Source organism: endosymbiont 'TC1' of Trimyema compressum (genome assembly GCF_001584725.1).
Lineage (GTDB): Bacteria > Bacillota > TC1 > TC1 > TC1 > TC1.
Map to the genome: position 1 here is coordinate 685,285 of NZ_CP014606.1, position 24,378 is coordinate 709,662.

Sequence of the window (24,378 nt, forward strand, 5' to 3'; positions counted from 1 at the left end):
AGTCTTTAATCAAAGTTGCAAAAAAAATGGAATTAGGTTCAAAAAATAAGTAAAGAGGTGAATGTATGTTTGTATTAGTGCTTGTATTACTCTTATTAATCGTAAGTATAGTGTTGGGACAACTTAATACCCAAACAATCGATTTTAATTTTTTTGGCATTATGTTACATGGTATCCCTCTAAGTGTTCTCTTACTAACCTGTTTGTTAATTGGTGTGGTTCTTACTTATCTTTCATTTTCAATTAAAAATTTAATTTTAAAAAATAAATTGGATCAGGAAAGAAAGGCCGTTAAAACTCTTAGTAAGAGAGAGCTTAAACTAAAAGAACAACTTAAGGAATTAGAACAAAAAGTTTTGAAGAAAGAAGAAGAAGTCAAAAAAACTGAGGAGTAAGAACAGAGTTAGATGGGAAAACTAGTCGGAATAGTTGAGAGAATCGTTTATCAAAATGAAGAAAATGGTTTTACTGTTCTACGATTAAGAGAAGAATTGAAAAATAATTTAATTACTGTAACAGGCTATTTTGCCGGTATTTCAGTCGGCCTTTTACTTGAAGCAAAGGGCCGATTTGGTGTTTTTAAATATGGAGAACAGTTTGAAGCTTCTGAATATAAAGAACATTTACCTAACTCTCTTGAAGGCATTGAGAAATACTTATCAAGTGGTTTAATTAAAGGAGTTGGAGCAGTTTATGGCAAAAAGATAGTTAACTACTTTAAAGAGGATACACTGGAGATACTTGAAAAATATCCTGAAAGGTTACTTGAAATAGAAGGTATTGGTGAGAAAAAATATGAGCAGATTGTTTCTTCTTATCAAGGTCAAAGAGAAATAAAGGATGTTATGATATTTCTACAAAGTCATGGGGTGTCATCTACTTATGCTTTAAAAATATATAAAACATATAAAAATGATAGCATAAGAATTGTTTCTGAAAATCCCTATGCTTTAGCTGAAGATGTGTTTGGCATAGGTTTTCATATTGCTGACCGAATAGCTTCTACAATGGGCTTTGAAAGAGAATCTTTAAAACGAGCTAAAGCTGGATTACGTTATTTGCTAATTCAGAACAGTGGCAAAGGTCATGTTTATGTAGATAAAAAAAACTTACTAACTGAAGGAGAAGCTCTATTAGGAGTTTCAGCCTATTTACTTGAGGATAGTCTTGATTGTATGATTATGGATGATGAGGCGATTTTCGAAAGTCCAGAAGCTATTTATCTTCCTTCATTGTTTGTTTGTGAAAATGGAGCGGTAAAGAGGCTGGAATCAATTTTAATGAGTGGCAAATTTACAGTAAGGGAAAGAAAAAAAGTTCTAGAAAAAGTTGTTGAGAAAAATCATTTTAACTATAATGAAGAACAGAGACTAGCTATTTTAGATGCTTTAAAAGAAAAAATTATGATTTTAACTGGAGGCCCAGGAACGGGTAAGACAACCACAACATTAGGCATCATTCAAGCTTTAGAGGAGATTAATCAAAAAATTCTAATTGCTGCGCCAACAGGAAGAGCTGCAAAACGCTTAAGTGAAATTACAGGTAAAGAAAGCAAAACTATTCATCGTTTATTAGAGTTTTCTCTTCTAGAAGGTTTTAATAGAAATGAAAATAATCCTCTAGATTGTAATGTAGTAATAGTAGATGAATTTTCTATGGTTGATATTGTACTTTTTTATCATTTACTTAAAGCAGTTCCAGATTCTGCATCATTAATTTTTATTGGAGATGTTGATCAACTACCTTCAGTTGGTCCTGGTAACGTGTTGCAGGATTTGATTGGTTCTGGCTTAATCAAAACGGTTTACCTAAAAGAGATTTTTAGACAGGGTAAGGAAAGTAAAATTATTACTAATGCACACTTAATAAATAAAGGGATTTTTCCTCAAGTTAATAATAATGAAGATGATGATTTCTTTTATATTAAAGAAGTTAAGAGAGAACGTATTTTTACTTTAATAAAAAAGCTATGCCAAGAAAGATTGCCTAAAAAATATGGTGTGGATCCAATTAATGATGTTCAAGTATTAGTACCTGTTAAAAAAGGAATTGTTAGTACAAAGACAATAAATGAGCTATTCCAGAATACATTTAATCCATTAGGTCCAGCTATTGTTTCTGGAGAGTATACTTTTAGGGTAAAGGATAAAGTGATGCAGTTAAAAAATAACTATGATAAAAATGTATTTAATGGAGATATTGGGAGAATAGCAGAAGTTGATGAAAGTGATAGTAGTTTGTTAGTACAGTTTGAAAATGAATTAATTTCCTACGAGCATACTGAGCTGGATGAGCTTCAATTAGCCTATGCTATTACTATTCATAAAAGCCAGGGGAGTGAGTATCCAGTTGTTATAATGCCTCTAGTCAATCAGCATTTTATGATGCTTCAGAAAAACTTGATTTACACAGGATTAACTAGAGCTAAAAAATTATTTATATTAATAGGCAATGATAAAGCCCTAGCTATTGCACTTGAAAAAGATACTATTGATAAAAGGAATACAAGCCTTAAGGAAAAACTGAGTTTGCTACTGGAAAAATGGAGGATTTAAGGTATAATTATTAAAAATATAAATTTTAGTAGGTGTCAGAGTGGAAGATATTAAAAAAAGAGATGGTTTTGGAAGTAGTATTGGTGCGCTTTTAGCTATGTTAGGTTCTGCATTAGGGGTTGGAAATATTATTAAATTTCCAGCATTAGTAGGGGAAAATGGCGGAGCTGCTTTTATCTTAGTTTATATTATTTGTTTATTAGTTTCTGGATTCCCAATAATGGTAGCCGAAATTTTTATTGGTAGAAAAGCCCATAAAAATAATGTTGATGCATATACTGAAGCAGGAGGGAGAAAGTCTTGGGGCGCTCTCGGATGGCTTGGAACTTTTGCAGCTATGCTTCTTTTAGCATATTATACTTTATTTGCAAGTTGGGTGATGCGTTATGCGTATACAACTATGACTGGTCAGTTAAATGGCATTACGGATGTAGGGGTTGCTAAAACTCTTTTTAGTAATTTCAATGGATCTGCAGAGCCTTTTTTTTGGCAAGTTGGATTTCTACTTTTAGCAGGGATTGTTTTATCATTTGGCGTTAAAAAAGGAATTGAAAGAGTTGTCAAAATTTTAATGCCCTTATTAATTGTTATTCTTATAATTGCTGTAGTTCGGGGAGCGCTTTTACCTGAAGCAGGTTCAGCATTAAAGTTTTTGTTAAGCCCAGATTTTAGTAAAATTACTAGTGCAGTGGTAGTTACTGCCTTGGGTCTTAGCTTTTTTAAACTATCTTTGGGAATTGGCTCTATGGTTATATATGGCAGTTATTCTGATGGACAAACTAAAATAATGAGTACTGCAGCAAAAATTATTATTATTGATTTAGTAGTTTCAGTACTAGCAGGTTTTGCTGTTTTTTCAGGATTTTTTTCAGGAAATGGTTCTGGTTTGCCACTGGCTGGATTTGATTTATTATTTGAATCTTTGCCTGTTTTATTTTCAAATGTATTTCTGGGTCAACATGTTATGTTTTTATTCTTTTTTTTAACTGGTATTGTAGCTTTTACAGCAGCAATTTCTATATTAGAAGTTCCTATTGCTGTTATCAGTGAAAAAACGAGATTAGGTAGATTATCAACAGTCTGGATTGTCATAGCCGTAATAATGATAGTTGGTAGTATACCAAGCCTCGGTAATTCTCTTTTTAGTTATTTCGGAGATAGCACTTTGGTTATGCGTATTGGTGATATTGAAAAATCAGGAATTACCAATATATTTGATTATATAGTTTCCAATATATTTATGCCATTAATTGGCATGTTTACAGCAATTCTTGTGGCCTATAAAATGGATGAAAAAACAGTTATTAATGAATTGAGTAATTTTGGTTCAATTAATAATATAAAAGCAATAAAAATTTACCGATGGATTTTAAAGCTTACACCTTTTGTATTATTTTTTATTTTCCTAAAGGTATCTGGTATTTTAAGCCTTTTAGGCATTACTATTTAAGGAGGAATTTTATGGCAAATACAACAGATATTAAAATTAACGAGGTAATTAAACGTTATAACCCAAATGATAAACCGGCAGTTAATGGTGTGTCATTTGAGGTTAAACCAGGAGAAATATTTGGCTTTCTAGGTCCTGATGGAGCTGGCAAAACTACATTGATTAAAATGATGACTGGTTTATTGAGACCTGATAGTGGTTCTATTACTATGGGTGGCAATGATATTGTGAAAAACCCAGAAGCTACTAAAAAATGTTTGGTTATGCTCCTGATACACCGAGTATTTTCGGAAAAATTAAAGGTATGGATTATTTGAATTTTATTGATAATATTTATGAAGTTCCTAAAGATTTAAGAGAAGCTAGGATTAAGGAATACAGTGAGGCCCTTGCTCTTCAAGATAATCTTTATGATTTTATTGAGTCTTATTCTCATGGTATGAAACAGAAATTGGCAGTTATTGGTGTTTTGATTTATGAACCGAAAGTTTGGATTTTAGATGAGCCTTTAGTTGGATTAGACCCTAAGTCAGCATTTACTTTAAAAGAAATAATGAAGAAACATGCTGAAAAAGGCAATATTGTGTTCTTTTCAAGTCACATTCTTGAAGTTGTTGAAAAACTATGTGATAGAATTGGTATTATTAGAAAAGGAGAATTAGTAACAATAGGCTCTATTAAAGAAATTAAAGAAGCATTTAAAGATGAGTCTCTTGAAGATATTGTATTGGAGATTATTGACAATGAATAGTATCAAAGAATTATTGAAAATTTATTTTAAACAAGCTAGTGGTATTTCTGAAATTGCCTATATGACTAAAAAAGGCAGAGTTGGGCCTATCCTAACAAGTATTTTAAAATTAATTGTTAAATTTATTATGGGTATTGTTTTCTTTTTTCTGGCCTTGGCATTAGGTATAATAAGCAATGTTTTCGGCTTTCCTGAGGCAAGGTTTGAAAATTGGTATTTTTATTGTTTTTTAATTATGTTAGTTGAGGGATTTTCTCTTTTCTTTAATATGTTTATTGAAGATAAAAATACAGAATTAATTATTCCAATGCCTATTAAAACCAGTCATATTATTTATAGTAAATTTATTTATACTTTATATATTATTAAGTAATATTTTAATTTTAATTCCTTTAGTTTTTGCATATGTTATTCCCTATGGTAATCCTATTTACTGGTTGGTTGCTACAACTGTGATTGTTTTATTACCTGCATTAACTCTAGTAATTGTCGGTATTATTACTTTATTATTAGGCAGAGTATTGACTACAAAAGGTGCACGAGGTGTTTTATCATTTATAGGAACTCTTATAATTATTATTTTTAGTTTTTCTATTTCAGCTTTAGGCCCAATATTGAGCAATAGTAATACTAATTCCTTAGAGCTTTTAGGAGCTGCTCAATCATTCCTTAATTATTCTGGTATCTATCCTCTTGCTGGAGCTATTTTTTTAGTCCTTTTTATAATTTTTTAATATTTTTAGTAGTTTCTATTGCAATCCTGTTTATATTCTTTAAAGTAGCTACAAGAGTATATTATAATTGGTTTATTTTAGCTAAGTTAGAATCGACAGGGAAAAAGAAAAAAGGGAAAATTACTGGTGTTAATAAAGCAGAAAGTCCTTTTAAAGCTTTGCTCAAGTGGGATTTTATATATTTGTTTAAAACACCTATGTTTTTTTATATACTCTTTTCTCAGCAGTTTTAATGCCATTTTTCTGTTTAATACCTTTTTACTTTCTTAATAAAATCGATACAAAGGAAGAAGGATTTCAAGGTATAATGCATGAGGTTAATAATTTTGTGCAAAGTGAAAATGCTATTTGGATTGTAATAATAAAGGTAACTATTTTTATATAAAGAAACTGCTTCCATTAAAAAGTTCTTGGTTATAATGGAGCAAGGCAATTATAGCCTACGTATTTTCATTGTTAACTAGTGTTGTAGCATTAGTAATTGGGGCTATAATAGGATTGGGATTATTTGATTTAATCAATCTGTTCTTATTATCAGCATTATTTTTATTACCATTAACACTGATGTCTGTTCTTATGGATAGTTTAAGACCTTACATGAAATGGACAACACCAAAAATGTGTATTAATAAGAATCTTAATAGTTTATTTTCTATGCTTATTGGTTTAATTTTTATAGGAGTTATTGTTATTATTGGTGTTGTTTTGGGATTTGCTCGATTAGCAGTACCAATTCCATCACTGGTGATTTATTTAGTATTCTATGTACTAGGTTTAATACTAACTGGTTTAGTTATTTTATTAGTAAAAAAGACTGGAAGTAGCAGAATAAGCAGAATACAAAGTTAAAGCAAGAAAAAACTCTTTTAAAGAGTTTTTTCTTGTCTGATTTTTGGTATAATTTATTAAATATAGTAAATTAAGTGAATGGAAGGAGTAATAATAATAAATGAACAGTATGACAGGATTTGGCAAGGGTTCTTTTGAAACTGAGAGTAAAATTTATACTATTGAAGCGCGTTCAGTTAATCATCGATTTATTGAAGTTAAAATACGTTTGCCAAAAGGATTATTATCCATTGAGGAAAAAATTGATAAAGCAATTAAAAATACCTTTAAGAGAGGTACTTTTTCCATTTATTTAGATATTAGAAATAATGGGACCTCCCCATGTGAATTAGATTTGGACTTAAGTATTGCTGAAAGCTATTTTCAGGCAGCTGAAAAGGTGAAAAATCATTTAGGCATGACCAGCAGTTTGTCATTACAAGATATATTACGTTATCCAGATGTAATTAAAAGTCAAGGAGTAGAAGAGGAAGATGTACTTTGGCCAGCAGTGTCTAATGCTTTAAATGAAGCTTTAAAAACAATTGGTGTTATGAGGCGTTTAGAAGGAGAGGCTTTGAAGACAGATTTATTGAAGAGGCTTCAGCTCATATCAAAAACTTTGGAAGTTGTTGATGAAGATAGCTTAGAAGTTGTTAAAGACTATCAAATTCGCTTAAGGGAAAGAATTGAGAGTTTACTGGATCAAGTACCAGTAAATGAAGATAGAATAGCTTATGAAGTTGCTGCTTTTGCGGATAAAAGTAGCATAACTGAAGAGCTTGTCCGATTGAGGATTCATATTAAAGAATTTGAACGTCTTTTAAATGATGAGGACGCTGTTGGCAGAAAATTAGACTTTCTGATTCAAGAGATGAATAGAGAAATTAATACGATAGGCTCAAAATCAAGTGTGACTACCATTGCCAATGCAGTGGTTATTTTAAAAAGTGAGCTGGAGAAAATAAGAGAGCAAGTACAGAATATAGAATAATAGAAGGAGGACTCACTATGCTTATTAAAAACTCTCTGATTGTTTTATCAGGTCCTTCTGGTGCAGGTAAAGGTACTTTGTGTAAAGCCTTAATTGAACGTAACTCTAGTGTTCATTGTGCAGTTTCAGCTACAAGTAGAGACTGTAGAGGCGCTGAGATTCCTGGGGTTTCCTACCACTATATTGGAAGAGAAGTTTTCATTAAAAAGATAACTGAATGTGCTTTTCTTGAATATGCGGAAGTATATGGGAACTATTATGGCACATTGAAAGAAGAAGTTTTTTCAATGTTGGAAATGGGCTATGATGTTATATTAGAAATTGATATACAAGGAGCGATGCAAATTAAAGAGAATTACAAAAATGCAATTTTCATTTTTGTAATGCCACCATCCTTTACAGAACTTAAAAATAGGATATATAATAGAGGTAGAGATTCTATGGAGGATATTGAAAAAAGGATGGAAGAAGTTCGACGAGAATTAAACTATATTTCCGAATATGACTATGTAGTTGTAAATGACGAAGTTGATAAGGCAGTTGATAAAATGGAAGCTATATTAATGGCTGAAAAATGTCGTTTATTTAAAAGAACGATTGATGTAGATGCATTTATTGAGGAGTGAAGAAATGGAAGATAAAAGAATTAATATTGGTCAAATCCTAAAAAAAGTACAAAGTAAGTATATGTTAGCTATGATTGCAGCTAAAAGAGGTAGACAGCTAGCTTCAATGGAAGAAAAAGAAAAAAGAATAGAGGAAGAGCAGGATAAAAATAAATCATTAGAGCCTGTAGAATTTGCAGGTCATTTAAGCGATAAAGAAAGAGAAGCATTAAAAAATCATAAACCAATTATAGTTGCACTTAATGAGTTGGCTGAAGGTGAACTTGAGTTTTCATTTAATGAGGAAAAATAACAATGAAAAGAAAAAGAATTCTTCTAGCCTTACATGAAGACGAGAAGGCCTACGGTGTTTTTCGGTTAATAGATGATTTTGAGAGTGCTGGCTTTGATGTTAATATTTTAAAGACTAAAGTTAGTGAAAATTTACTTCCATTCTATTATTGGGAAAAGTATTTAACGAAGGAGGGCTCTTTTGATTTTTTAATTGTATACCCTATAAATACTGAGTTTGAAGCCGATTTGGAAAGTGATAATAGAGAAAATGAGGTGGTGGATTTTCTGTTTGAAAACCAGCTACCTTATTTAGGTGTTACTGTTGATGAACGCTTTAATACCCAGTCTATTATTGAAACTGTTAAGTGTAATTTTAAAAGTAATAAACTGAACCAATATAGTTTTTTAGTAACAGTAGGTGGGCTAAAATCTTCTTTTGATAGTCAACATTATTTAGCTGGTTATCAAAACCCTAATTTTTTATATTCCCTGATAAAAAAAATAACATTAGACGGTGGTTTGTTAACGGTTGTAACTACAGAGGATCAAAAACCAATTTCTTTTGCCGAAGATGTTATTTATGTGGAAAATATTGAAGAATATAAATCTGTTTTAAACGCAAAAGCATTTAAGTATGATATAATATTGGATGGATGTAAGATTCCAAGATTTAGTTTATCCGATGGAGAAGAAGTCCATGTGGAGTATCAAAAATTTTATGCTGAACTAGAAGAGTCCTATTTACCTTTTAAAGATAAGGGTTTGCTTTCTAATAACCAGGTAATTATGAAATTTTTTGACGGTTATGAGATGGATCTAGATAGCATAGATTACTATTTTGAAAACACCGGTATTCAGGGCATTATCAGCAATGAAAAGGATAATAAAAGCAGGACTGGATATAAAGGTTTTTCAAAACTATATACGAGAGAGCATTCACTTAGGGTTGTTTCTTATCAGAAAATTGACGAGTTAAGCCAAGCAGTGATTAATGAATGCATAACAATGTTAGAAGGAAGTTGATAAATATGATTAAGAAATTTTTTACTTCAGAATCAGTAACTGAAGGCCATCCGGATAAAGTATGTGACCAAATATCTGATGCCGTATTAGACGCAATTTTAAGAGAAGATCCAAAAGGCAGAGTAGCATGTGAAACATTTGTTACAACTGGATTAGTTGTTGTAGCTGGTGAGATTTCCACAGACTGCTATATTGATATTCAAAAAGTTGTTCGTGAAACTATTAGAGAAATTGGTTATACAAGAGCAAAATATGGTTTTGACTGTGATACTTGTGGTGTTATGGTTGCCTTAGATGAGCAATCTAAAGATATTTCTTTAGGGGTAGATTTATCAGAAGAAGGTAAACGGGGTGAGTATGCTTCAGAAGATGCTATTGGGGCTGGTGACCAGGGTATGATGTTCGGCTATGCATCTGATGAAACTGAGGGACTTATGCCTCTGCCAATTTTATTGGCTCATAAGCTTGCACAGAGACTTGCAGAAGTGCGAAAGTCCGGTGAACTCCCTTATTTAAGACCAGATGGCAAGACACAGGTAACTGTCGAATATGACGATGATAAACCAGTTAGAGTTGAAACAGTTGTTATTTCTACACAACATAATCCAACTGTGAAACAAGAAACAATTTATGAAGATATGATTGAGAAAGTTGTTAAACCTATTATAGATTCAAGTTTACTAGATGAAAATACTAAGTATCATATCAATCCAACAGGTAGATTTGTTATTGGTGGACCTCAGGGTGATACTGGTTTAACAGGTCGCAAAATCATTGTAGACACTTATGGTGGTGCTGCTGCTCATGGGGGCGGTGCTTTTAGTGGTAAAGATCCAACAAAAGTAGATCGTTCAGCTGCTTATGCAGCTCGTTATGTAGCAAAAAATATTGTAGCTGCGGGTCTTGCAAACCGTTGTGAAATTCAATTATCTTATGCAATTGGTATTGCTAAACCTATTTCTGTATTTGTAAATACATATGGAACTGGAAAAGTTGGAGACGATGTGCTGATTAGGCTTATTAATGAAAATTTTGATTTAAGACCTGCAGCAATTATTAGACATTTTGATTTGCGTAGACCAATATATAGAAATACAGCGGCATATGGTCATTTCGGCAGACATGATTTAGATTTGCCTTGGGAAAAAGTAGATAAAGTTGAGGCGTTAAAGAAAGCTTTTCAATAGGAAAGAAGTGTTTTCTCATTCAGTATCCAGTTAGAAATATATTTATAAATCATTTTGACCCATAACCTACGAGATAATCTCCCAAGCAACTTCTTTTGGTGCTGGGTTAGGAAAACATGATGTTGAAATTGTTTTGCCATATTATATAACGATGGAAAAATTTATACTGCTCTGTATGAGATCCTATCTGTAGGTGGTCGTTATCCTCATGGTGGTATAATGAATGTTTTTTCTGAAGATTCAGCTATAAGAGATGAAATGATTCGCTGTTGTCGAGATATTAGCGCATATTTAAATATTAATATAGTAGGTTTTCACACTGAAGTAATTAAAGGATTATCTACGTCATTTGTTATTTCTTTATTTAGTAAGGCCAATAAGAATAAGTTAAGATTTAATATAGGGCAAGATGGCCACTGGGTTTATTTTCTTAGATGTGATGACGATGAAATAGATGCAATGAATTTGGAGTATTTTGTACCTCTTGAGACATTTAGAAGTCTTGTTGATACTATTTGGAATTGATGAGATTTATATTCTTAAAAATGAAAGTATAAAAAGGTGTACAAAAATTAATCGAAAACACTAATTGTTTCCTTGTAGAAAACAGAGAAAACAAGGTAAGTCATTTAACTAAAATCAAGGAAGGCAGAGGTTTTCTTTTGTTAACTCCTTATAAAATCAAACAAAAACAATTAAACAATTTAACATTTCATGAGGTAGGTTGTTTAATTAAAAAACGATAAAGTTAAAAAGAGCCTTAGGGCTCTTTTTAAATGGCTTTTCTCTCTTTTATATTATGCTATAATAAAGAGAATGAGAGGAGATTTCAATGCATGAAATAGTGGCTAAGAGTCTGTTAATTAAAACAAAGAAGCCATCTATGTGGTTTCATGTTATGTACAACATGAATATTTATAGAGGATGCAGCCATGGCTGTATCTATTATGATTCAAGAAGTACTTGCTATCAAATTGGAGACTTTGAAGATATAGGTGTTAAAACCAATGCTATTGAAATTTTAAAAAAAGAATTACCTAGGAAACGGGTAAAAGGAATGATTGGAACAGGAGCCATGAGCGATCCTTACATACCATTAGAAAAAAGTTGAATTTAACGGGGCAGGCTTTAGGGCTAATTGCTGAAAACCGTTACCCGGTTACTATAGTTACAAAAAGCAATCTTGTTTTAAAAGATATTGATGCATTAATGGAAATTAATAAAATGCTTGCTGTAGTAGTTTTTACCCTTACAACTGTAGATGATGAAATTGCTAAAATAATATAACCGTATGCCCCTCTACCTTCAAAACGGTTGGAAGCCATGGGAATATTATCTGCTTTAGGTATTTATGTTGGTGTAACGATGATGCCAATTCTACCATTTATTGAGGATAATATTAGGGATATTGTTAAGGAGAGCAAAAAGTATGGCGCTTCCTTTATTATTCCTGCTTTTGGGATGACCAACAGGGAAGGACAACGAGAGTACTACTATAAGAAATTAGAGGAGTATTTTCCAGGAGTAAAGGAAAAGTATCTTAAAAAATTTGACAGCCAGCCGTTACAATTGTTCAGCTAACAACTGGCGCCAATTAAATAATCAATTTACCCTTTTATGTAGGGAAAATGGTTTAGTATATGAAATGAGTAAGTTAAAAAAATATGGAGATATGAGCTACCAATTATCTTTATTTAATGATTAGGAAGGAGCAGTATGAATAACAAAATAGAATTGCTAGCCCCAGCAGGGAGAATCGAACAACTAAAGGCTGCTGCAGTAAATGGTGCAGATGCTGTCTACTTTGGCGGTAGCGCTTTTTCAGCTAGGCAAAGTGCTCGAAATTTTTCAGATGAGGAAATAATAATTGCGCGTCGTTTAACTAAAAAATATAATGTGAAAATGTTTTGTGCTATTAACACATTATTGTATAAAGAGGATGTATAAGAAGCCTTAGTTTTCATTGATTGGCTAAGTCAGATTGGCATTGATGGCGTTATTGTTCAGGATGTAGGCTTAATGAATTTAGTCTTGAAATATTGCCCTGAGATGGATGTACATACTAGTACTCAAATGACAATTGCCAATATAGAAACAATTACCTATTTAAAGAATATTGGCGTAAAGAGAGTTGTGGTTCCTAGAGAGTCTAGTCTTGCGGATATTAAAGTACTAAGTGAAGGTGGCTTGGAACTAGAAGCTTTTGTACATGGGGCTATTTGTATTAGCTATTCAGGACAATGTCTTCTGTCTAGTATGATTGGTGGTAGAAGTGGAAATAAGGGGGCTTGTGCCCAACCTTGTCGACTTACCTATAATTTATACTTAGGAATTAAGAAGTAGTTGCTCCAAGGGCCCATTATCTAAGTCCTAAAGATTTACTATTAATTGATTCTGTGCAGCAGATGATTAATGCAGGTATTAATTCTTTTAAAATTGAAGGCAGAATGAAAACACCTGAATATGTAGCAGAGTCTGTAAAATACTATCGCAAGGCTATTGATGTTTATTATAAAGGGACCCCTTATAAATTAAGTGAAGCTGAAAAACAGAATTTGTTAGAGGTATTTAATAGAGATTTCACAGAAGGTTATTTGAAAGGTATTAAAGATAGGGCCCTTATGAGTCACAAAAAGCCTAACCATAGAGGTGTTTTTTGGGACGGGTTGTAGAGTATCAAGGGCATAAAGCAACTATTTTACTAAAAAATGATTTAGATCTAGGGGACAAAATTGCTTTTTGGACAAAAAGGGATGGTCGTGTTGTTACTGAAGTTGGTAAAATTGAATTAAATGGCAACATAGTGAAAAGAGGATTCACAATGGACAAACGATTGTAATTGATGTGCCAAGAAAAATCGGTAAAGAAGACAGGGTTTTTAAAATTGAGAGCAGTCAACGTAAACTTCTACTTACTGAACAAATTAAAAAATTAGAAAACAAAGATAAAATTCTCTTAGACGTTAAGTTTTCTGGGGAAATCGGTAAGCCACTTCTGCTAACTATGAAAACAGAAAAGGGTTAGAAGTAACAAGAGCATCAAAGATCCGCCTAGAAAAAGCGCTACAGCATCCACTAGATGAAAAAATTTTAAGAGGTCAAATACGTCTTGGCAATACGAAGTATACACTAAATTCCTTAATTAATGAAATTAAAGGAGCCTGTATTATACCTAAAAGTACACTTAATCAATTGAGGAGAGAGTGTATTGAAGCTTTAGATACCTTGTTCCATAGTGGAAAGAAAGCTGTTTCTGTGAAATTAAATTTACCTCTTAAATCAATAGCTGAAATCAAAGTTGAAGCTACTGTTTCAACTATTGACCAACTGAAGTTTGCTTTAGAACAAGGGGTGGAAAAAGTTTTTTATCCACTCCTGCCATTTAAGGGAATAGCAGAAAACTTATTGGCTTATTTAGAAAATAAACCAGCTGAAATACTTGATAGAATAGGCTTAGTTCTACCCAATATTGTCAGGGAAGAGGAAATGCCTGTTTTAGAAGAAGCTTTTGATTTATTCTATCCTAAAATAAGCTTATTTAAAGCAAATACTTTAGACCAATTAGTATATTTAAAAAATAGAAAATTACCTTTTATTAGAGGGGTTAGCCATTTAAATATTTATAATCCTTACACATATGTTGCCCTAAAAGAAGCTTTTGGAGCTGAATGTCTTAGTCTTTCAAGAGAATTAAATATGAAAAACTTAAGTGATTTTAAAGGTAATAGGAGCTTATTAGTCTATGGAGCTTTGCCTTTAATGGTTCTTGAGCATTGTGTTATTAATGGTAGCATAGGTTGTCAGGGTAAAGCTTGCGGGAAATTTGACTATACTTTAAAAGATAGGAAAAATGTGCTCTTTCCTTTGAAGACAGATGCCTTATGTAAAACCCATATTTTTAATAGTAAAAACTTATTTATCAATGAAGATGTTGAGTCCTTGCATAAAAAGAAATTTAGTGATTTTGAGTTAGACTTTTCATTAGATAGCCTAGAAACAATGGAAAAAGTTCTAACTGGTTATTTATTTCTATTTAAGAGTTTGGAAAATCAAAAAAAATAATCAGGTTTCAAAAGCTATTGAGAATTTAAAAAATACCGTGTATAACTATACTAAAGGTCATTATCATAGAGGAGTTAATTGAAATGATGATTGAGAAAACTCAAATGGTTCTTGAGTTGGCAGAAATTAGAAAGCGTTTAGCTGCCTTTTGTAGCCATCCATTAGCAGGGGATTGGGCAATAAATATGGAACTAGCTTCTAGTTATGAAGAAACTGAAAGCAGGCTATTTGAAACAAGCTGTGCTATGGATATAAAAAGAGAATACCCCTTGTTAAAGTCAGGAGGATTACCTCCAATGGATTTAACGATTCAAAAAAAATAAGAAAGAATCCCTATTAAAAGAAGAAGATTTATTTAATTTGCTTAGGCTTTTGGAAGTAACTAGCCGAAGTTAAAGGTTTTTTAAAGAGCCAATTGAAATACCGCTTTTTTCTAATTTAATTCAGCTTTTAATGACTAAAGATGACTTGAAAAATATTTTAAATAATACGATAGATGAAACATTAGTTATTTTAGATACAGGAAGCCCAGCTTTAAAAGAAATTAGACGAAAACTGCTACAATTGAAGAATAAAGAGAAAACTATTGTGGAGAATATGACAAAAAAGGTTCGTATGTTTCTTTTTTACAAGAGCCTATTGTAGTTAAAAGAGGCGATAGCTATTGCTTAAGTGTTAAGAGAGAGTATGGTCATAAAGTAAGCGGGGGTTAGTTCAAGATACTTCTAGTACTGGTAGTACTATATTTATTGAACTGAGAGAAGCCATTCAAATTAGAAGCGATAGAGGTGTTCTTAAAAGAGAAGAAAAAGAAGAAATTGATAGAATCTTGAGAAGTATATCAGAATGGGCTTATTTAGAGTCTAGGGATTTAGAAAGTAATTTTAAAGGGTTAGGCTATTATAATTTTTATTTAGCTAAGGCATCATTATTGTCTCAAATGAGAGGTATAGTACCGGATTTAAACAATAAAGGTATTATGGAAATATATTCTGGTAAACGCCCTCTACTAGAAGGAAATGTTGTTCCTAATAATGTATTCTTAGGCGAAAAATTTCATACTTTAATTATTACAGGTCCTAATACCGGGGGTAAAACAGTTGTATTAAAAATGGTAGGTTTATTTTCACTAATGGTTCGATTAGGGTTAGGCGTACCTGCTAGAATAGGCACTAAAATGCCTTTTTTTTAAAAAAGTATTTGCTCAAATTGGTGATGAACAGAGTATAGAGCAGTCTTTAAGTACTTTTTCATCTCATATGGTGCAAATTAAAGAAATGGTAGATGAAGGCGATTATCAATCTCTATTGCTTTTTGATGAGCTAGGTAGTGGTACTGATCCCTCAGAAGGCAGTAGTTTAGCCATGGCTATCTTAACTCATCTAGGAGAAAATGGTTCGAGAACAATTGCCACAACTCACTATGGTGAGTTAAAAGCATTTACTTATGAAAATGAGGGCTTTGAAAATGGTTCAGTTACATTTTGATGAGAATACTTTATCCCCTTACTTATAAACTAGTAATTGGAACGCCTGGGGCTAGTTTAGGTATTGCAGTTGCCCAACCGTTATGGTTTAGATCCTAGTGTTATTGAAATGGCCAAAAATTTTCAACAAGAAGGCGCTTTAGAGGTTTCAGCATTAATTGTTGACTTAGATAAAACTAGAAATGAACTTAAAGAAGAAACAATAAAAGTAAATAAACTGAAAAAAGAGTTGACTAATGCGAGAGAAGCTTTGGAAAAAGACAAAGATAAGTTTGAAGAAAAACGTAAGGATAAACTTCAAAAAGAGCAAAAGAAAGCGGAGCTGGAACTTTATAATCTCAGAATTGAATCATAAAAAATAATTGAAGCATTAAAAGAACAATTTAAAAATAAACCTGAAATAACTAATCAAATCAGAAAGAAAATTAAGGGACTTGAAAACAAGTTTTTAAAAACCAATACAGTGAATACAAGAGAAGGTTTAAAATCTGTTGAGGTTGGGGACTCAGTCTTAGTTTATTCTGTTAATAAGGAAGGGACTGTTGAGTTTATAGACACTCATAAAAAAACTGCTCATGTTAAGGTTGGTCTGATGACTATAAAAGTACCTTTCAATGGATTGGGAAAAATAAAGACTGTGGAGACTGTAGAATCTGTAATGCCAAGTTGAGGAAACTTTAAAAGCAATTATGTTGCTACAGAAATTGATGTTCGCGGTCATAATATAGAGGATGGCGTCTATCTAGTGGATAAGTATTTAGATGATGTCTATCTTGGTAATTATCCATTTGTGAGGATTATTCATGGTAAAGGAACTGGTGTTCTTCAAAAAGGCATCTGGAGTTATTTGAAAAACATCCTCATATAAAAGAGTTTAGGTTAGGTGAAACAGGATAAGGCGGTACTGGCGTGACTGTCGTATATTTTAAATAAAGGAGAAGTAAATGGATATTAGTGAACTGGAAAAAGGTGAAGAAATTATTACATTTTTTTAGTAAAAGAACAGAATCTAAAAGATGCTACTAATGGCAAATATTTAGACTTGCTGTTAGTTGATAAAACAGGGGAAATAACGGCTAAGTTTTGGCGCTGTGATCCAGTGAAGGTTCAGCCAATTGTAAGAGGCACTTTAGTCAAAGTAAAAGCTAAGGTTGAGGAATACAGAGGTGCTTTACAACTTAATATTGTGCAAATTAGAGAAGCCATACCGGAAGACAACATTGACAAGGCTTTTTTTATTAAAAATGCTCCTCTTTCTGGGGAGATCATGTATGAAATGCTAATAGATACTATTAATAGTTTTACTTTTGAACCTATTAAAACTATTGTTAGTAAAAGAGTAACAGAAATTAAAGAAAAACTCTTATATTATCCTGCGGCTAAGTCAATTCATCATAGCTTTATTGGAGGACTTTTATATCATACCACTACAATGGTCCAAATTGGTGAGAAACTATTGCCTATTTATCCATTTCTAGATAGAAACGTTTTGTTAGCAGGTATTATTCTTCATGATTTAGATAAAACTGAAGAGATGATTGCTGATGAATTTGGGGTAGAAGATTATACACTTAAAGGTAATTTGCTGGGACATTTAGTAACAGGTGTTACTCATATTAACCGTATTGGTAAAGAAGCAGGAATTGATGAAGAAATTATTATCGTGTTGGAGCATTTAGTATTGTCCCATCATAATAAAGCTGAATTTGGTAGTCCTAAACCTCCTGCACTACCAGAAGCAGAGCTTTTACATTTAATTGATAACATTGATGCTAAAATGAATCAATATGATTATATTTATAGTCACTTAGAGCCAGGTACATTTTCTGATAGAATTTATACTTTAGATAATAGACATATTTACAAACCGAAATGGAGAGAGAATAATGGAATTTAATTTAATTGCTACTGCTACATTTGGTTTAGAAGCTATTGTAAAAAGGGAGGTAGAGGAACTAGGCTATCCTATTACTGAAACATTTAATGGTGGTGTTCTTTTTAAAGGAGGTGGAGAAGCCATTAAGAAATGTAATTTATATTTGCGTTCAGCCGATCGTGTTTTAATTTGTGTCAATAAGTTTAAGGCTTATTCCTTTGAGGAGCTTTTTGACAATACATACAGTATTCCTTGGGAGGATTTTATTCCTAATAAGGCTACTTTCCCAGTAGTTGGCAAATCAATTAAGTCACTACTACATAGCGTGCCTAATTGTCAAAAAATGGTGAAAAAAGCAATTGCAACTCGTTTAGGAGAATACTATAAGACAAACTGGATTGAGGAGACTGGACCTCTCTATAAAATTGAAGTTACTCTTTTAAAAGATGAGGTAATATTAACAATTGATACGACAGGTCCAGGACTTCATAAAAGAGGCTACCGAAATTTAACTGGCTATGCGCCTTTAAAAGAGACTTTGGCGGCTGCTTTAGTCGATTTAAGTTATTATAGCCAAGATAGATTTTTATATGATCCTTTTTGTGGAACAGGCACTATTCTAATAGAGGCTGCAATGAAAGTTTTAAATATACCACCAGGCTTAAACCGTTCTTTTGTTTGTGAAACTTGGGAAAATCTAGGGACAGGTGATTTTGCAAAAATTCGAGAAGAAGGAAGAGATTCTATTCTCAATGAGGAGCTAAATATTTTTGGCAGTGATGTAGACGGTAGTCAATTATCGTTGGCTAGGGCTCACATTGAAAATGCTGGCTTGGAAGGGAAAATTCATGTTCAAAAATTAGATGTTAAGGAATTTAAAAGTTCTAAAAAATATGGTATTATCATTGCTAATCCACCTTATGGTGAACGCATGGGAAGCGCTGAGTCTGTTCAACCCCTTTATAAATATATGGGTGGGTTTTATGAAGAACATCCAACTTGGTCCTGTTATTTTTTAACTGCCTATAAGGATTTTGAAAAAGTATTTGGACAAAAAGCAAGCCGTAGAAGAAAGCTGTACAACGGAAAAATAGAATGTACCTATTACCAGTATTTAGGACCTAAGCCACCAATGAGAAAGGATGTTGACAATGAAGGAAAATAATATTTTAGAAAAGTATAAAAGAATTGGAATAATTTCCATTATTATTATCCTTGTTTGCATGGTAGCTGCTATTATGAAAATTACAGATAAAGAAGTATTAATATTCTCTTTGTGTATTTTAGTATTAGGCCTTTTTGCCATACTTTTTAGTGTGATTTTGCTAAACTGGCGCAAAGGATTAATTAAGAGCATTGAAACTGAAAAAAATATAACAAATGTAACAGAAGAAGAAAAAAAGGAATATACTGATACTATTATCTCTTATGAGAAAAGTCTAAGGCAGATTACAGTAATGAGCGCTATTCACCTTGTTGCTGTTGTTGTCCTTACAATTTTCTTGTTTATCTAGCCCTGAGAAAGAAGTGATAAAATGATCATTAGAGAAAGAATTGAAACACTTGAAGAAAAAGTATTGTCGTCAAGAGCTGTTTTAAGTAAAAATTCACAAGGCAGGGTTCGTCCTGAAGAACCAAGTGAGTTGAGAACTGACTTTCAGAGAGATAGAGACAGGATTATTCATTGTAAATCTTTTAGACGTTTAATGCATAAGACGCAGGTTTTTATTTCCCCTGGAGACCACTATAGAACAAGGTTAACGCATACGCTAGAAGTAGCGCAAATTGCTAGAACAATTGCTCAAGGTCTGTGTTTAAATGAAGACTTAACTGAAGCAATTGCTTTAGGACATGATTTGGGACATACTCCTTTTGGACATTCTGGAGAACAGGTTTTGAATAGAATTTTAAAAGATCAAGGTGGTTTTACCCATTATAAACAAAGTTTAAGAGTAGTTGATGTTTTAGAAAAAGATGGAGAAGGTTTAAATTTAACATTTGAAGTTCGAGACGGCATTGTTAACCATACTGGAAAAAGAACCCCAAAAACTCTTGAAGGCTATGTAGTCAAGCTCTCTGATAGAATTGCTTACTTAAACCATGATATTGATGATGCCTTACGAGGTGGAATCATAAAGGAAGATGAATTACCTGAGTCTTGTTTAGATATTTTAGGTAATAAGCACGGTGAGAGAATAAATACAATGGTTGCTGATGTCATTCATTATAGTATGGATCAAGATTATGTAGTACCGTCACCGACAATTAAACAAGCAATTGATGATTTAAGACAATATATGTTTGAAAAAGTTTATGTGAACTCGAAGGCTAAAATTGAAGATGATAAAGTTGATCGCCTATTAAATGAACTATATGCTTTTTATTTGGAACATGAGGATCGGCTACCAGAAGAATATGCTAAACATATTGATGTCACTAAAGAAAGACGTATTGTAGACTATATTGCTGGGATGACAGATAGTTTTGCTGTCAACATATTTAAAAAAATCTATCTACCAGCTGGTTATAAGAATATTGAATAAGGAGTGCATTTCATGAAAGTATTGTTGGTAGGTATTAATACTCGTTATATTCATAAAAATTTAGCTATTGATACCCTTTTTAATTATTCCCAAGGTAAATACAATCATGAACTAAGAAGATTAGAAAGTTCTATTCATGAACCAATTGATAAATTATTTCAGAAAATTGTAGAAGTTAAAAGTCAAGTTATCTGTTTTTCAACCTATATTTGGAATAAAGAAATTATTTTAAAATTAGCAGAGTCTATAAAAAGGATTCTGCCTAACACAGCAATTGTATTAGGTGGGCCAGAAATTTCAAAAGATTATTTATCCTATGAATACATTGACCATTTATTAGTAGGCGAAGGTGAACTTATTTTTGATGAATTTTTGAAAAATAATTGCACTGGATTGCAATTAATTGAAAATAAAGATATTTACATAGATTTAGATAAATTACCATTTCCTTATGAGTTAGATTGTTTAGAGCATAAAATTGTCTATTATGAGGGTAGTAGAGGTTGCCCTTTTAAGTGTAGTTATTGTTTATCTGGTGAAGATAATGTATTGCGTTTAAAATCCCCTAAACATATTAAAGAAGAGATTAAGGCTTTACTTGATGCTGGTGTAAATCAGGTTAAATTTGTTGATAGAACATTTAATGCCCATCCTAAATGGGCTTTAGAAGTAGCAAAAACTTTACTTCAATTTGCTGATTATAAATGTAATTTTCATTTTGAAGTCAGTATTGATAAAGTCAGCAGTGAGCTTATTGATTTTTTTCAGCTGGCACCTGTTGGTTTATTTCAGTTAGAAGTAGGGATTCAGTCAACTAATTATAAAACATTGGAAGCAGTAGGTCGACTCAATAATTTCAATAAAATTAAAGAACATTGTAAGGACTTAATCAAAGAAGGTAATATTCATGTTCATACAGACATTATTGCAGGATTACCCTTAGAAGATCTGCAATCTTTCCAACAATCCTTTAATAATGTTTATCAAATATATGGACATATATTCCAAGTTGGATTTTTAAAAGTTATTCCTAATACTCGTTTGAAGCGTGAAGGTGATAAATGGGGTATTGTGTACAGAAGTTATCCTCCTTATGAGGTTTTAGAAACAGCTGATCTCTCTGTATCAGACTTATTTAAAATTAAGTATGTAGAAGAAGGTGTTGATGTTTTTTATAATACAGCCTACTTTAGACAGACTTTTCTTTATTTAAAAAATAAGATAGATAACTTTTTTATTTTTTTTGAAAAACTGGGAGAACTTTATTTCCATAGAGAAGATCAGTTAGGTATAGAAGAGAAATTTGAATTTTTAATGAAATTTATAAAAAATAATTGTGCAAATATTGATACGCATGAGCTGCTTTCTATAATGACTATAGATTGGCATCTAAATCACAGGCATAAAAAAGAGCCCTTATTTTTATTGGATGCTCAGCTTCAGATGAAGCCTCTTTTAGCTTATAAAGATGAGATTCAGAAGTATGGTATTAGTAAGGATAGGCTAAAGTGGTTGAAGATAATAAAACTACCTTTTGAATATGTAATAATAGGAACTGATGGCGTTATTGGCAGGAAAGAAAACACTTTCTATCTTTTAGACTATGAAAAAAAGCAAACTATTTATGGGTATCCAGAAATGAATTTAATTGAGGAAAAATTGTTAGTTGAATAATTTAAATTCAAGTAACTGTTAAAGAAACAATAGAGAGGAAAACATGATTACTATTAGAAACAAAGAAGAAAAGGAATACAAGCTAGTCGAAGCAATTACAAGAAAGGCTTTTAATAATTTGTTTGTATCAGGTTGTAATGAGCACTATTTGGTTCATATTATGCGTAATCATGAGGATTTTATACCTGGACTAGATTTCGTAATTGAATATAAGGGTAAAGTTATAGGGAATATAATGTATACGAAGGCTAAACTAGTTGATGAAGTGGAAAAGAAAAAGAAATTCTAACGTTTGGACCAGTTTCCATTGGATTTAAAAGCTGTAAAAGATTTAATATGTCTATTGAAGATGGAAAACTACCAGCAGCTATGTTGGTAAAAGAGCTTAAAGAAGGTGTTCTTCAAGGAAAGAAATGGCTATATTATGAAAGTCCAGTAATGAGCGTTGATAGTAAAGAGGCTGATATTTTTGATGGTAAACTTAAGAAAATGGAAAAGAAATATCAATTAAGTCAAGAAGAGTTTTATATATTTAGCCAATCCTTTCTAAATTAATTTGCAGTGTAAAAAAATACAGAGACTATTGAAAAATAGTCTCTTTTTTGTTGACAGGTAGGAACTCTAGTGATACTATTAAGTAAGAAACCCAACCAATTTGGTTATGATTAGAAAAGGAGGTATTTTAATTGAAGTTGTCTACAAAAGGAAAGTATGGATTAATTGCTATGACTGATTTAGGAAAAAGCTATATTAGGGATAATGAAGAGTATATTCCTCTTGGCTCTATAGCTAATAATCGAAATATTTCTGAAGCTTATCTAGAACGCCTAATTGCTAAATTAAAAAGAGCTGGTTTTGTGAAAACACAAAGGGGTGCTTTAGGAGGTTACTGTTTAGCAGTTTCTCCAAACAATATTACAGTTTCCGAACTTCTTGCTATTTTAGAAGGGCCCTTAGATGTTTGTGGCTGTGGCGATAATAAAAGCGAAAGTTGCGATACATTTGACTCTTGTGTTTCAAGAGTAATTGGAGATGAAATAGCAGAGAAAATTAGAGAAGTCATCGATCATATGACCTTAGATGACTTAATAAAAAAGCAAGAGGTACTAGAGAAGAGGAGAAATGATGGAGAATAAAGTAATTTATTTTGACAATGCTGCAACAACAAAAGTGTATTCAGAAGTTGTTGAATCTATGAGACCTTTTTCTGAAGAACTATATGGTAACCCATCTAGTGTTCATAGTTTTGGCAGAAAAACAAAAGGATATTTGGATAATTCAAGAAAAATAGTAGCAGAGTTACTAGGAGCAACTGATAAAGAAATATTTTTTACAAGTGGCGCAACAGAAGCTAATAATTGGGCTATCTTAGGGGCAGTCGATAAACTTAAAAACAAAGGTAAACACATTATAACATCTTCAATTGAGCATCATGCTGTTTTACATGTCTGTCAGAAACTTGAAAAAGAAGGCTTTGACGTTACCTATTTACCAGTAGATGAATATGGAATAATTTCTTTAGATGATTTGAAAAGAGCCATTAGACCTGATACTATTTTAATTACAGTTATGTATGCTAATAATGAAATTGGTTCTATTCAACCTATAGCAGAAATTGGGGCTTTAGCAAAGGATAAAGGTATTCTTTTTCATACAGATGCAGCACAGGTTATTGGGAAAGTATCAATTGACTTAAAAACATTGCCAGTAGATTTATTATCTTTATCTGCTCATAAGTTTCATGGACCAAAAGGTATTGGTGCTCTTTATATTAGAAAAGGCGTTAAAATTACTAACCTTTTAGAAGGTGGTGGACAGGAACGTAATAAAAGACCTGGGACTGAAAATATAACAGGTATTGTAGGTTTGAGCAAAGCTTTGGAAATCTCAACTGCTAATATGGCCAGCAATACAAAAAAAGTTTTAGAGCTAAGAGAGTACTTAATTGATGAAGTTATAAAAAAAGTTCCTCATATTAGACTAAATGGTCATCGAGAAAAGAGATTAGCTGGTAATGCGAATATTAGTTTTAGCTTTATTGAAGGCGAATCAATGTTATTAGCACTTGATATGTACGGAATTTGTGGCTCTAGCGGTTCAGCTTGTACATCAGGTTCATTAGATCCATCACATGTTCTATTAGCCATTGGTTTAGAACATGAAACTGCCCACGGATCATTACGATTAACTTTAAGTGAATTTAATTCAAAAGAGGAAATTGACTATTTTCTTCAGGTAATTCCAGGAGTCATTGAGCGTTTAAGAAGTATGTCTCCTTTATATGAAGATTTTTTAAAAACGAAAGGAGCAAAATAAG

34 protein-coding genes and 4 pseudogenes are annotated in these 24,378 nt (G+C 32.1%); all 38 read left to right on the top strand.

Annotated features, from left to right (window positions below):
- Window positions 1–65: 65 nt before the first annotated feature.
- On the top strand, window positions 66–395 hold the full coding sequence (locus tag AZF37_RS04345; RefSeq protein ID WP_088369725.1) for a lipopolysaccharide assembly protein LapA domain-containing protein: 330 nt from the start codon (window positions 66–68) through the stop codon (window positions 393–395).
- Window positions 396–407: 12 nt separating this feature from the next.
- Window positions 408–2,555 carry an SF1B family DNA helicase RecD2 gene (gene recD2 / locus AZF37_RS04350; protein ID WP_088369726.1) on the top strand — a complete coding sequence of 716 codons (2,148 nt, stop codon included), beginning with the start codon at window positions 408–410 and terminating at the stop codon, window positions 2,553–2,555.
- Between the two features lie 40 nt (window positions 2,556–2,595).
- Window positions 2,596–4,005, top strand: a complete 1,410-nt coding sequence (locus AZF37_RS04355; protein WP_088369727.1) for a sodium-dependent transporter — start codon at window positions 2,596–2,598, stop codon at window positions 4,003–4,005.
- A gap of 11 nt (window positions 4,006–4,016) precedes the next feature.
- Window positions 4,017–4,756 (top strand): annotated as a pseudogene (locus AZF37_RS04360) (ABC transporter ATP-binding protein).
- Entirely contained in the window at window positions 4,749–5,129 is a 381-nt protein-coding gene (locus AZF37_RS04365; protein WP_088369728.1) for a hypothetical protein, read from the top strand. Before AZF37_RS04360 ends, AZF37_RS04365 begins: the two are co-directional and overlap by 8 nt.
- 79 nt (window positions 5,130–5,208) lie before the next feature.
- Entirely contained in the window at window positions 5,209–5,490 is a 282-nt protein-coding gene (locus AZF37_RS04370; protein WP_162473887.1) for a hypothetical protein, read from the top strand.
- Window positions 5,491–5,943: 453 nt separating this feature from the next.
- On the top strand, window positions 5,944–6,339 hold the full coding sequence (locus tag AZF37_RS04375) for a hypothetical protein (RefSeq protein WP_088369730.1): 396 nt from the start codon (window positions 5,944–5,946) through the stop codon (window positions 6,337–6,339).
- Window positions 6,340–6,439: 100 nt separating this feature from the next.
- Entirely contained in the window at window positions 6,440–7,312 is an 873-nt protein-coding gene (locus AZF37_RS04380) for a YicC/YloC family endoribonuclease (protein ID WP_088369731.1), read from the top strand.
- A 17-nt stretch (window positions 7,313–7,329) separates the two neighbouring features.
- Complete coding sequence (gmk, locus tag AZF37_RS04385) at window positions 7,330–7,938, top strand: guanylate kinase (RefSeq protein WP_088369732.1); 609 nt, start codon at window positions 7,330–7,332, stop codon at window positions 7,936–7,938.
- A gap of 4 nt (window positions 7,939–7,942) precedes the next feature.
- Window positions 7,943–8,230, top strand: coding sequence for a DNA-directed RNA polymerase subunit omega (gene rpoZ, locus AZF37_RS04390; RefSeq protein WP_162473888.1), 288 nt, complete (start codon window positions 7,943–7,945; stop codon window positions 8,228–8,230).
- Window positions 8,231–8,232: 2 nt separating this feature from the next.
- Window positions 8,233–9,234: a hypothetical protein gene (locus AZF37_RS04395; protein WP_088369734.1), complete on the top strand. Its 1,002-nt coding sequence runs from the start codon at window positions 8,233–8,235 to the stop codon at window positions 9,232–9,234.
- Window positions 9,235–9,239: 5 nt separating this feature from the next.
- Window positions 9,240–10,421: a methionine adenosyltransferase gene (metK, locus tag AZF37_RS04400; protein ID WP_088369735.1), complete on the top strand. Its 1,182-nt coding sequence runs from the start codon at window positions 9,240–9,242 to the stop codon at window positions 10,419–10,421.
- A 219-nt stretch (window positions 10,422–10,640) separates the two neighbouring features.
- On the top strand, window positions 10,641–10,946 hold the full coding sequence (locus AZF37_RS04405; RefSeq protein ID WP_088369736.1) for a hypothetical protein: 306 nt from the start codon (window positions 10,641–10,643) through the stop codon (window positions 10,944–10,946).
- A gap of 307 nt (window positions 10,947–11,253) precedes the next feature.
- A complete protein-coding gene (locus tag AZF37_RS11560) occupies window positions 11,254–11,532 on the top strand; it encodes a radical SAM family protein (protein ID WP_245612051.1) in 279 nt (92 codons plus the stop codon).
- Complete coding sequence (locus tag AZF37_RS11565) at window positions 11,529–11,708, top strand: radical SAM family protein (protein ID WP_245612052.1); 180 nt, start codon at window positions 11,529–11,531, stop codon at window positions 11,706–11,708. Before AZF37_RS11560 ends, AZF37_RS11565 begins: the two co-directional genes overlap by 4 nt.
- A 36-nt stretch (window positions 11,709–11,744) precedes the next feature.
- Window positions 11,745–12,002, top strand: coding sequence for a radical SAM family protein (locus tag AZF37_RS11570; protein ID WP_245612053.1), 258 nt, complete (start codon window positions 11,745–11,747; stop codon window positions 12,000–12,002).
- Window positions 12,003–12,137: 135 nt separating this feature from the next.
- A complete protein-coding gene (locus AZF37_RS04415; protein ID WP_088369737.1) occupies window positions 12,138–12,368 on the top strand; it encodes a peptidase U32 family protein in 231 nt (76 codons plus the stop codon).
- A 15-nt stretch (window positions 12,369–12,383) separates the two neighbouring features.
- A complete protein-coding gene (locus AZF37_RS12275; protein WP_088369738.1) occupies window positions 12,384–12,764 on the top strand; it encodes a peptidase U32 family protein in 381 nt (126 codons plus the stop codon).
- Window positions 12,765–12,787: 23 nt separating this feature from the next.
- Window positions 12,788–13,093, top strand: a pseudogene (locus AZF37_RS12280) (peptidase U32 family protein); the annotation flags it as partial.
- Entirely contained in the window at window positions 13,078–13,260 is a 183-nt protein-coding gene (locus AZF37_RS04430; protein WP_088369740.1) for a hypothetical protein, read from the top strand. The pseudogene AZF37_RS12280 and the gene AZF37_RS04430, both read left to right, overlap by 16 nt.
- 5 nt (window positions 13,261–13,265) lie before the next feature.
- The gene (locus AZF37_RS04435; protein ID WP_088369741.1) at window positions 13,266–13,445 is read left to right on the top strand and encodes a hypothetical protein; all 180 of its coding nucleotides are present in this window, start codon (window positions 13,266–13,268) and stop codon (window positions 13,443–13,445) included.
- Between the two features lie 20 nt (window positions 13,446–13,465).
- Window positions 13,466–13,585: pseudogene (locus tag AZF37_RS13210) on the top strand (hypothetical protein); the annotation flags it as partial.
- 27 nt (window positions 13,586–13,612) lie between these two features.
- Window positions 13,613–14,482, top strand: coding sequence for a U32 family peptidase (locus tag AZF37_RS04440; RefSeq protein WP_162473889.1), 870 nt, complete (start codon window positions 13,613–13,615; stop codon window positions 14,480–14,482).
- Window positions 14,483–14,565: 83 nt separating this feature from the next.
- Entirely contained in the window at window positions 14,566–14,805 is a 240-nt protein-coding gene (locus tag AZF37_RS04445; RefSeq protein WP_088369743.1) for a hypothetical protein, read from the top strand.
- A gap of 130 nt (window positions 14,806–14,935) precedes the next feature.
- Window positions 14,936–15,127 (top strand): hypothetical protein, encoded by a 192-nt coding sequence (locus tag AZF37_RS04450; protein ID WP_088369744.1) that lies wholly within the window; start codon window positions 14,936–14,938, stop codon window positions 15,125–15,127.
- Window positions 15,128–15,311: 184 nt separating this feature from the next.
- Complete coding sequence (locus AZF37_RS04455) at window positions 15,312–15,674, top strand: hypothetical protein (protein WP_088369745.1); 363 nt, start codon at window positions 15,312–15,314, stop codon at window positions 15,672–15,674.
- A gap of 34 nt (window positions 15,675–15,708) precedes the next feature.
- A complete protein-coding gene (locus tag AZF37_RS04460) occupies window positions 15,709–15,969 on the top strand; it encodes a MutS-related protein (RefSeq protein WP_245612078.1) in 261 nt (86 codons plus the stop codon).
- A 63-nt stretch (window positions 15,970–16,032) separates the two neighbouring features.
- The gene (locus AZF37_RS04465; protein ID WP_088369747.1) at window positions 16,033–16,323 is read left to right on the top strand and encodes a hypothetical protein; all 291 of its coding nucleotides are present in this window, start codon (window positions 16,033–16,035) and stop codon (window positions 16,321–16,323) included.
- Between the two features lie 108 nt (window positions 16,324–16,431).
- Window positions 16,432–16,638: a MutS2/Smr-associated SH3 domain-containing protein gene (locus AZF37_RS04470; protein WP_088369748.1), complete on the top strand. Its 207-nt coding sequence runs from the start codon at window positions 16,432–16,434 to the stop codon at window positions 16,636–16,638.
- Between the two features lie 33 nt (window positions 16,639–16,671).
- Window positions 16,672–16,836 carry a Smr/MutS family protein gene (locus tag AZF37_RS04475; protein WP_088369749.1) on the top strand — a complete coding sequence of 55 codons (165 nt, stop codon included), beginning with the start codon at window positions 16,672–16,674 and terminating at the stop codon, window positions 16,834–16,836.
- A 174-nt stretch (window positions 16,837–17,010) separates the two neighbouring features.
- Entirely contained in the window at window positions 17,011–17,865 is an 855-nt protein-coding gene (locus tag AZF37_RS04480; protein WP_088369750.1) for a 3'-5' exoribonuclease YhaM family protein, read from the top strand.
- Complete coding sequence (locus AZF37_RS04485) at window positions 17,855–19,009, top strand: THUMP domain-containing class I SAM-dependent RNA methyltransferase (protein ID WP_342668694.1); 1,155 nt, start codon at window positions 17,855–17,857, stop codon at window positions 19,007–19,009. Before AZF37_RS04480 ends, AZF37_RS04485 begins: the two co-directional genes overlap by 11 nt.
- Entirely contained in the window at window positions 18,996–19,358 is a 363-nt protein-coding gene (locus AZF37_RS04490) for a hypothetical protein (RefSeq protein ID WP_088369752.1), read from the top strand. Before AZF37_RS04485 ends, AZF37_RS04490 begins: the two co-directional genes overlap by 14 nt.
- A 21-nt stretch (window positions 19,359–19,379) precedes the next feature.
- Window positions 19,380–20,387, top strand: coding sequence for a deoxyguanosinetriphosphate triphosphohydrolase (locus tag AZF37_RS04495; RefSeq protein WP_088369753.1), 1,008 nt, complete (start codon window positions 19,380–19,382; stop codon window positions 20,385–20,387).
- 12 nt (window positions 20,388–20,399) lie between these two features.
- The gene (locus AZF37_RS04500) at window positions 20,400–22,061 is read left to right on the top strand and encodes a B12-binding domain-containing radical SAM protein (protein ID WP_088369754.1); all 1,662 of its coding nucleotides are present in this window, start codon (window positions 20,400–20,402) and stop codon (window positions 22,059–22,061) included.
- A 43-nt stretch (window positions 22,062–22,104) separates the two neighbouring features.
- Window positions 22,105–22,616, top strand: a pseudogene (locus AZF37_RS04505) (GNAT family N-acetyltransferase).
- A 131-nt stretch (window positions 22,617–22,747) separates the two neighbouring features.
- A complete protein-coding gene (locus AZF37_RS04510; protein ID WP_088369755.1) occupies window positions 22,748–23,197 on the top strand; it encodes an RrF2 family transcriptional regulator in 450 nt (149 codons plus the stop codon).
- Window positions 23,184–24,377 carry a cysteine desulfurase NifS gene (gene nifS / locus AZF37_RS04515; RefSeq protein WP_172793078.1) on the top strand — a complete coding sequence of 398 codons (1,194 nt, stop codon included), beginning with the start codon at window positions 23,184–23,186 and terminating at the stop codon, window positions 24,375–24,377. The genes AZF37_RS04510 and nifS overlap by 14 nt, the downstream gene beginning before the upstream one ends.
- Window position 24,378: the final 1 nt, after the last annotated feature.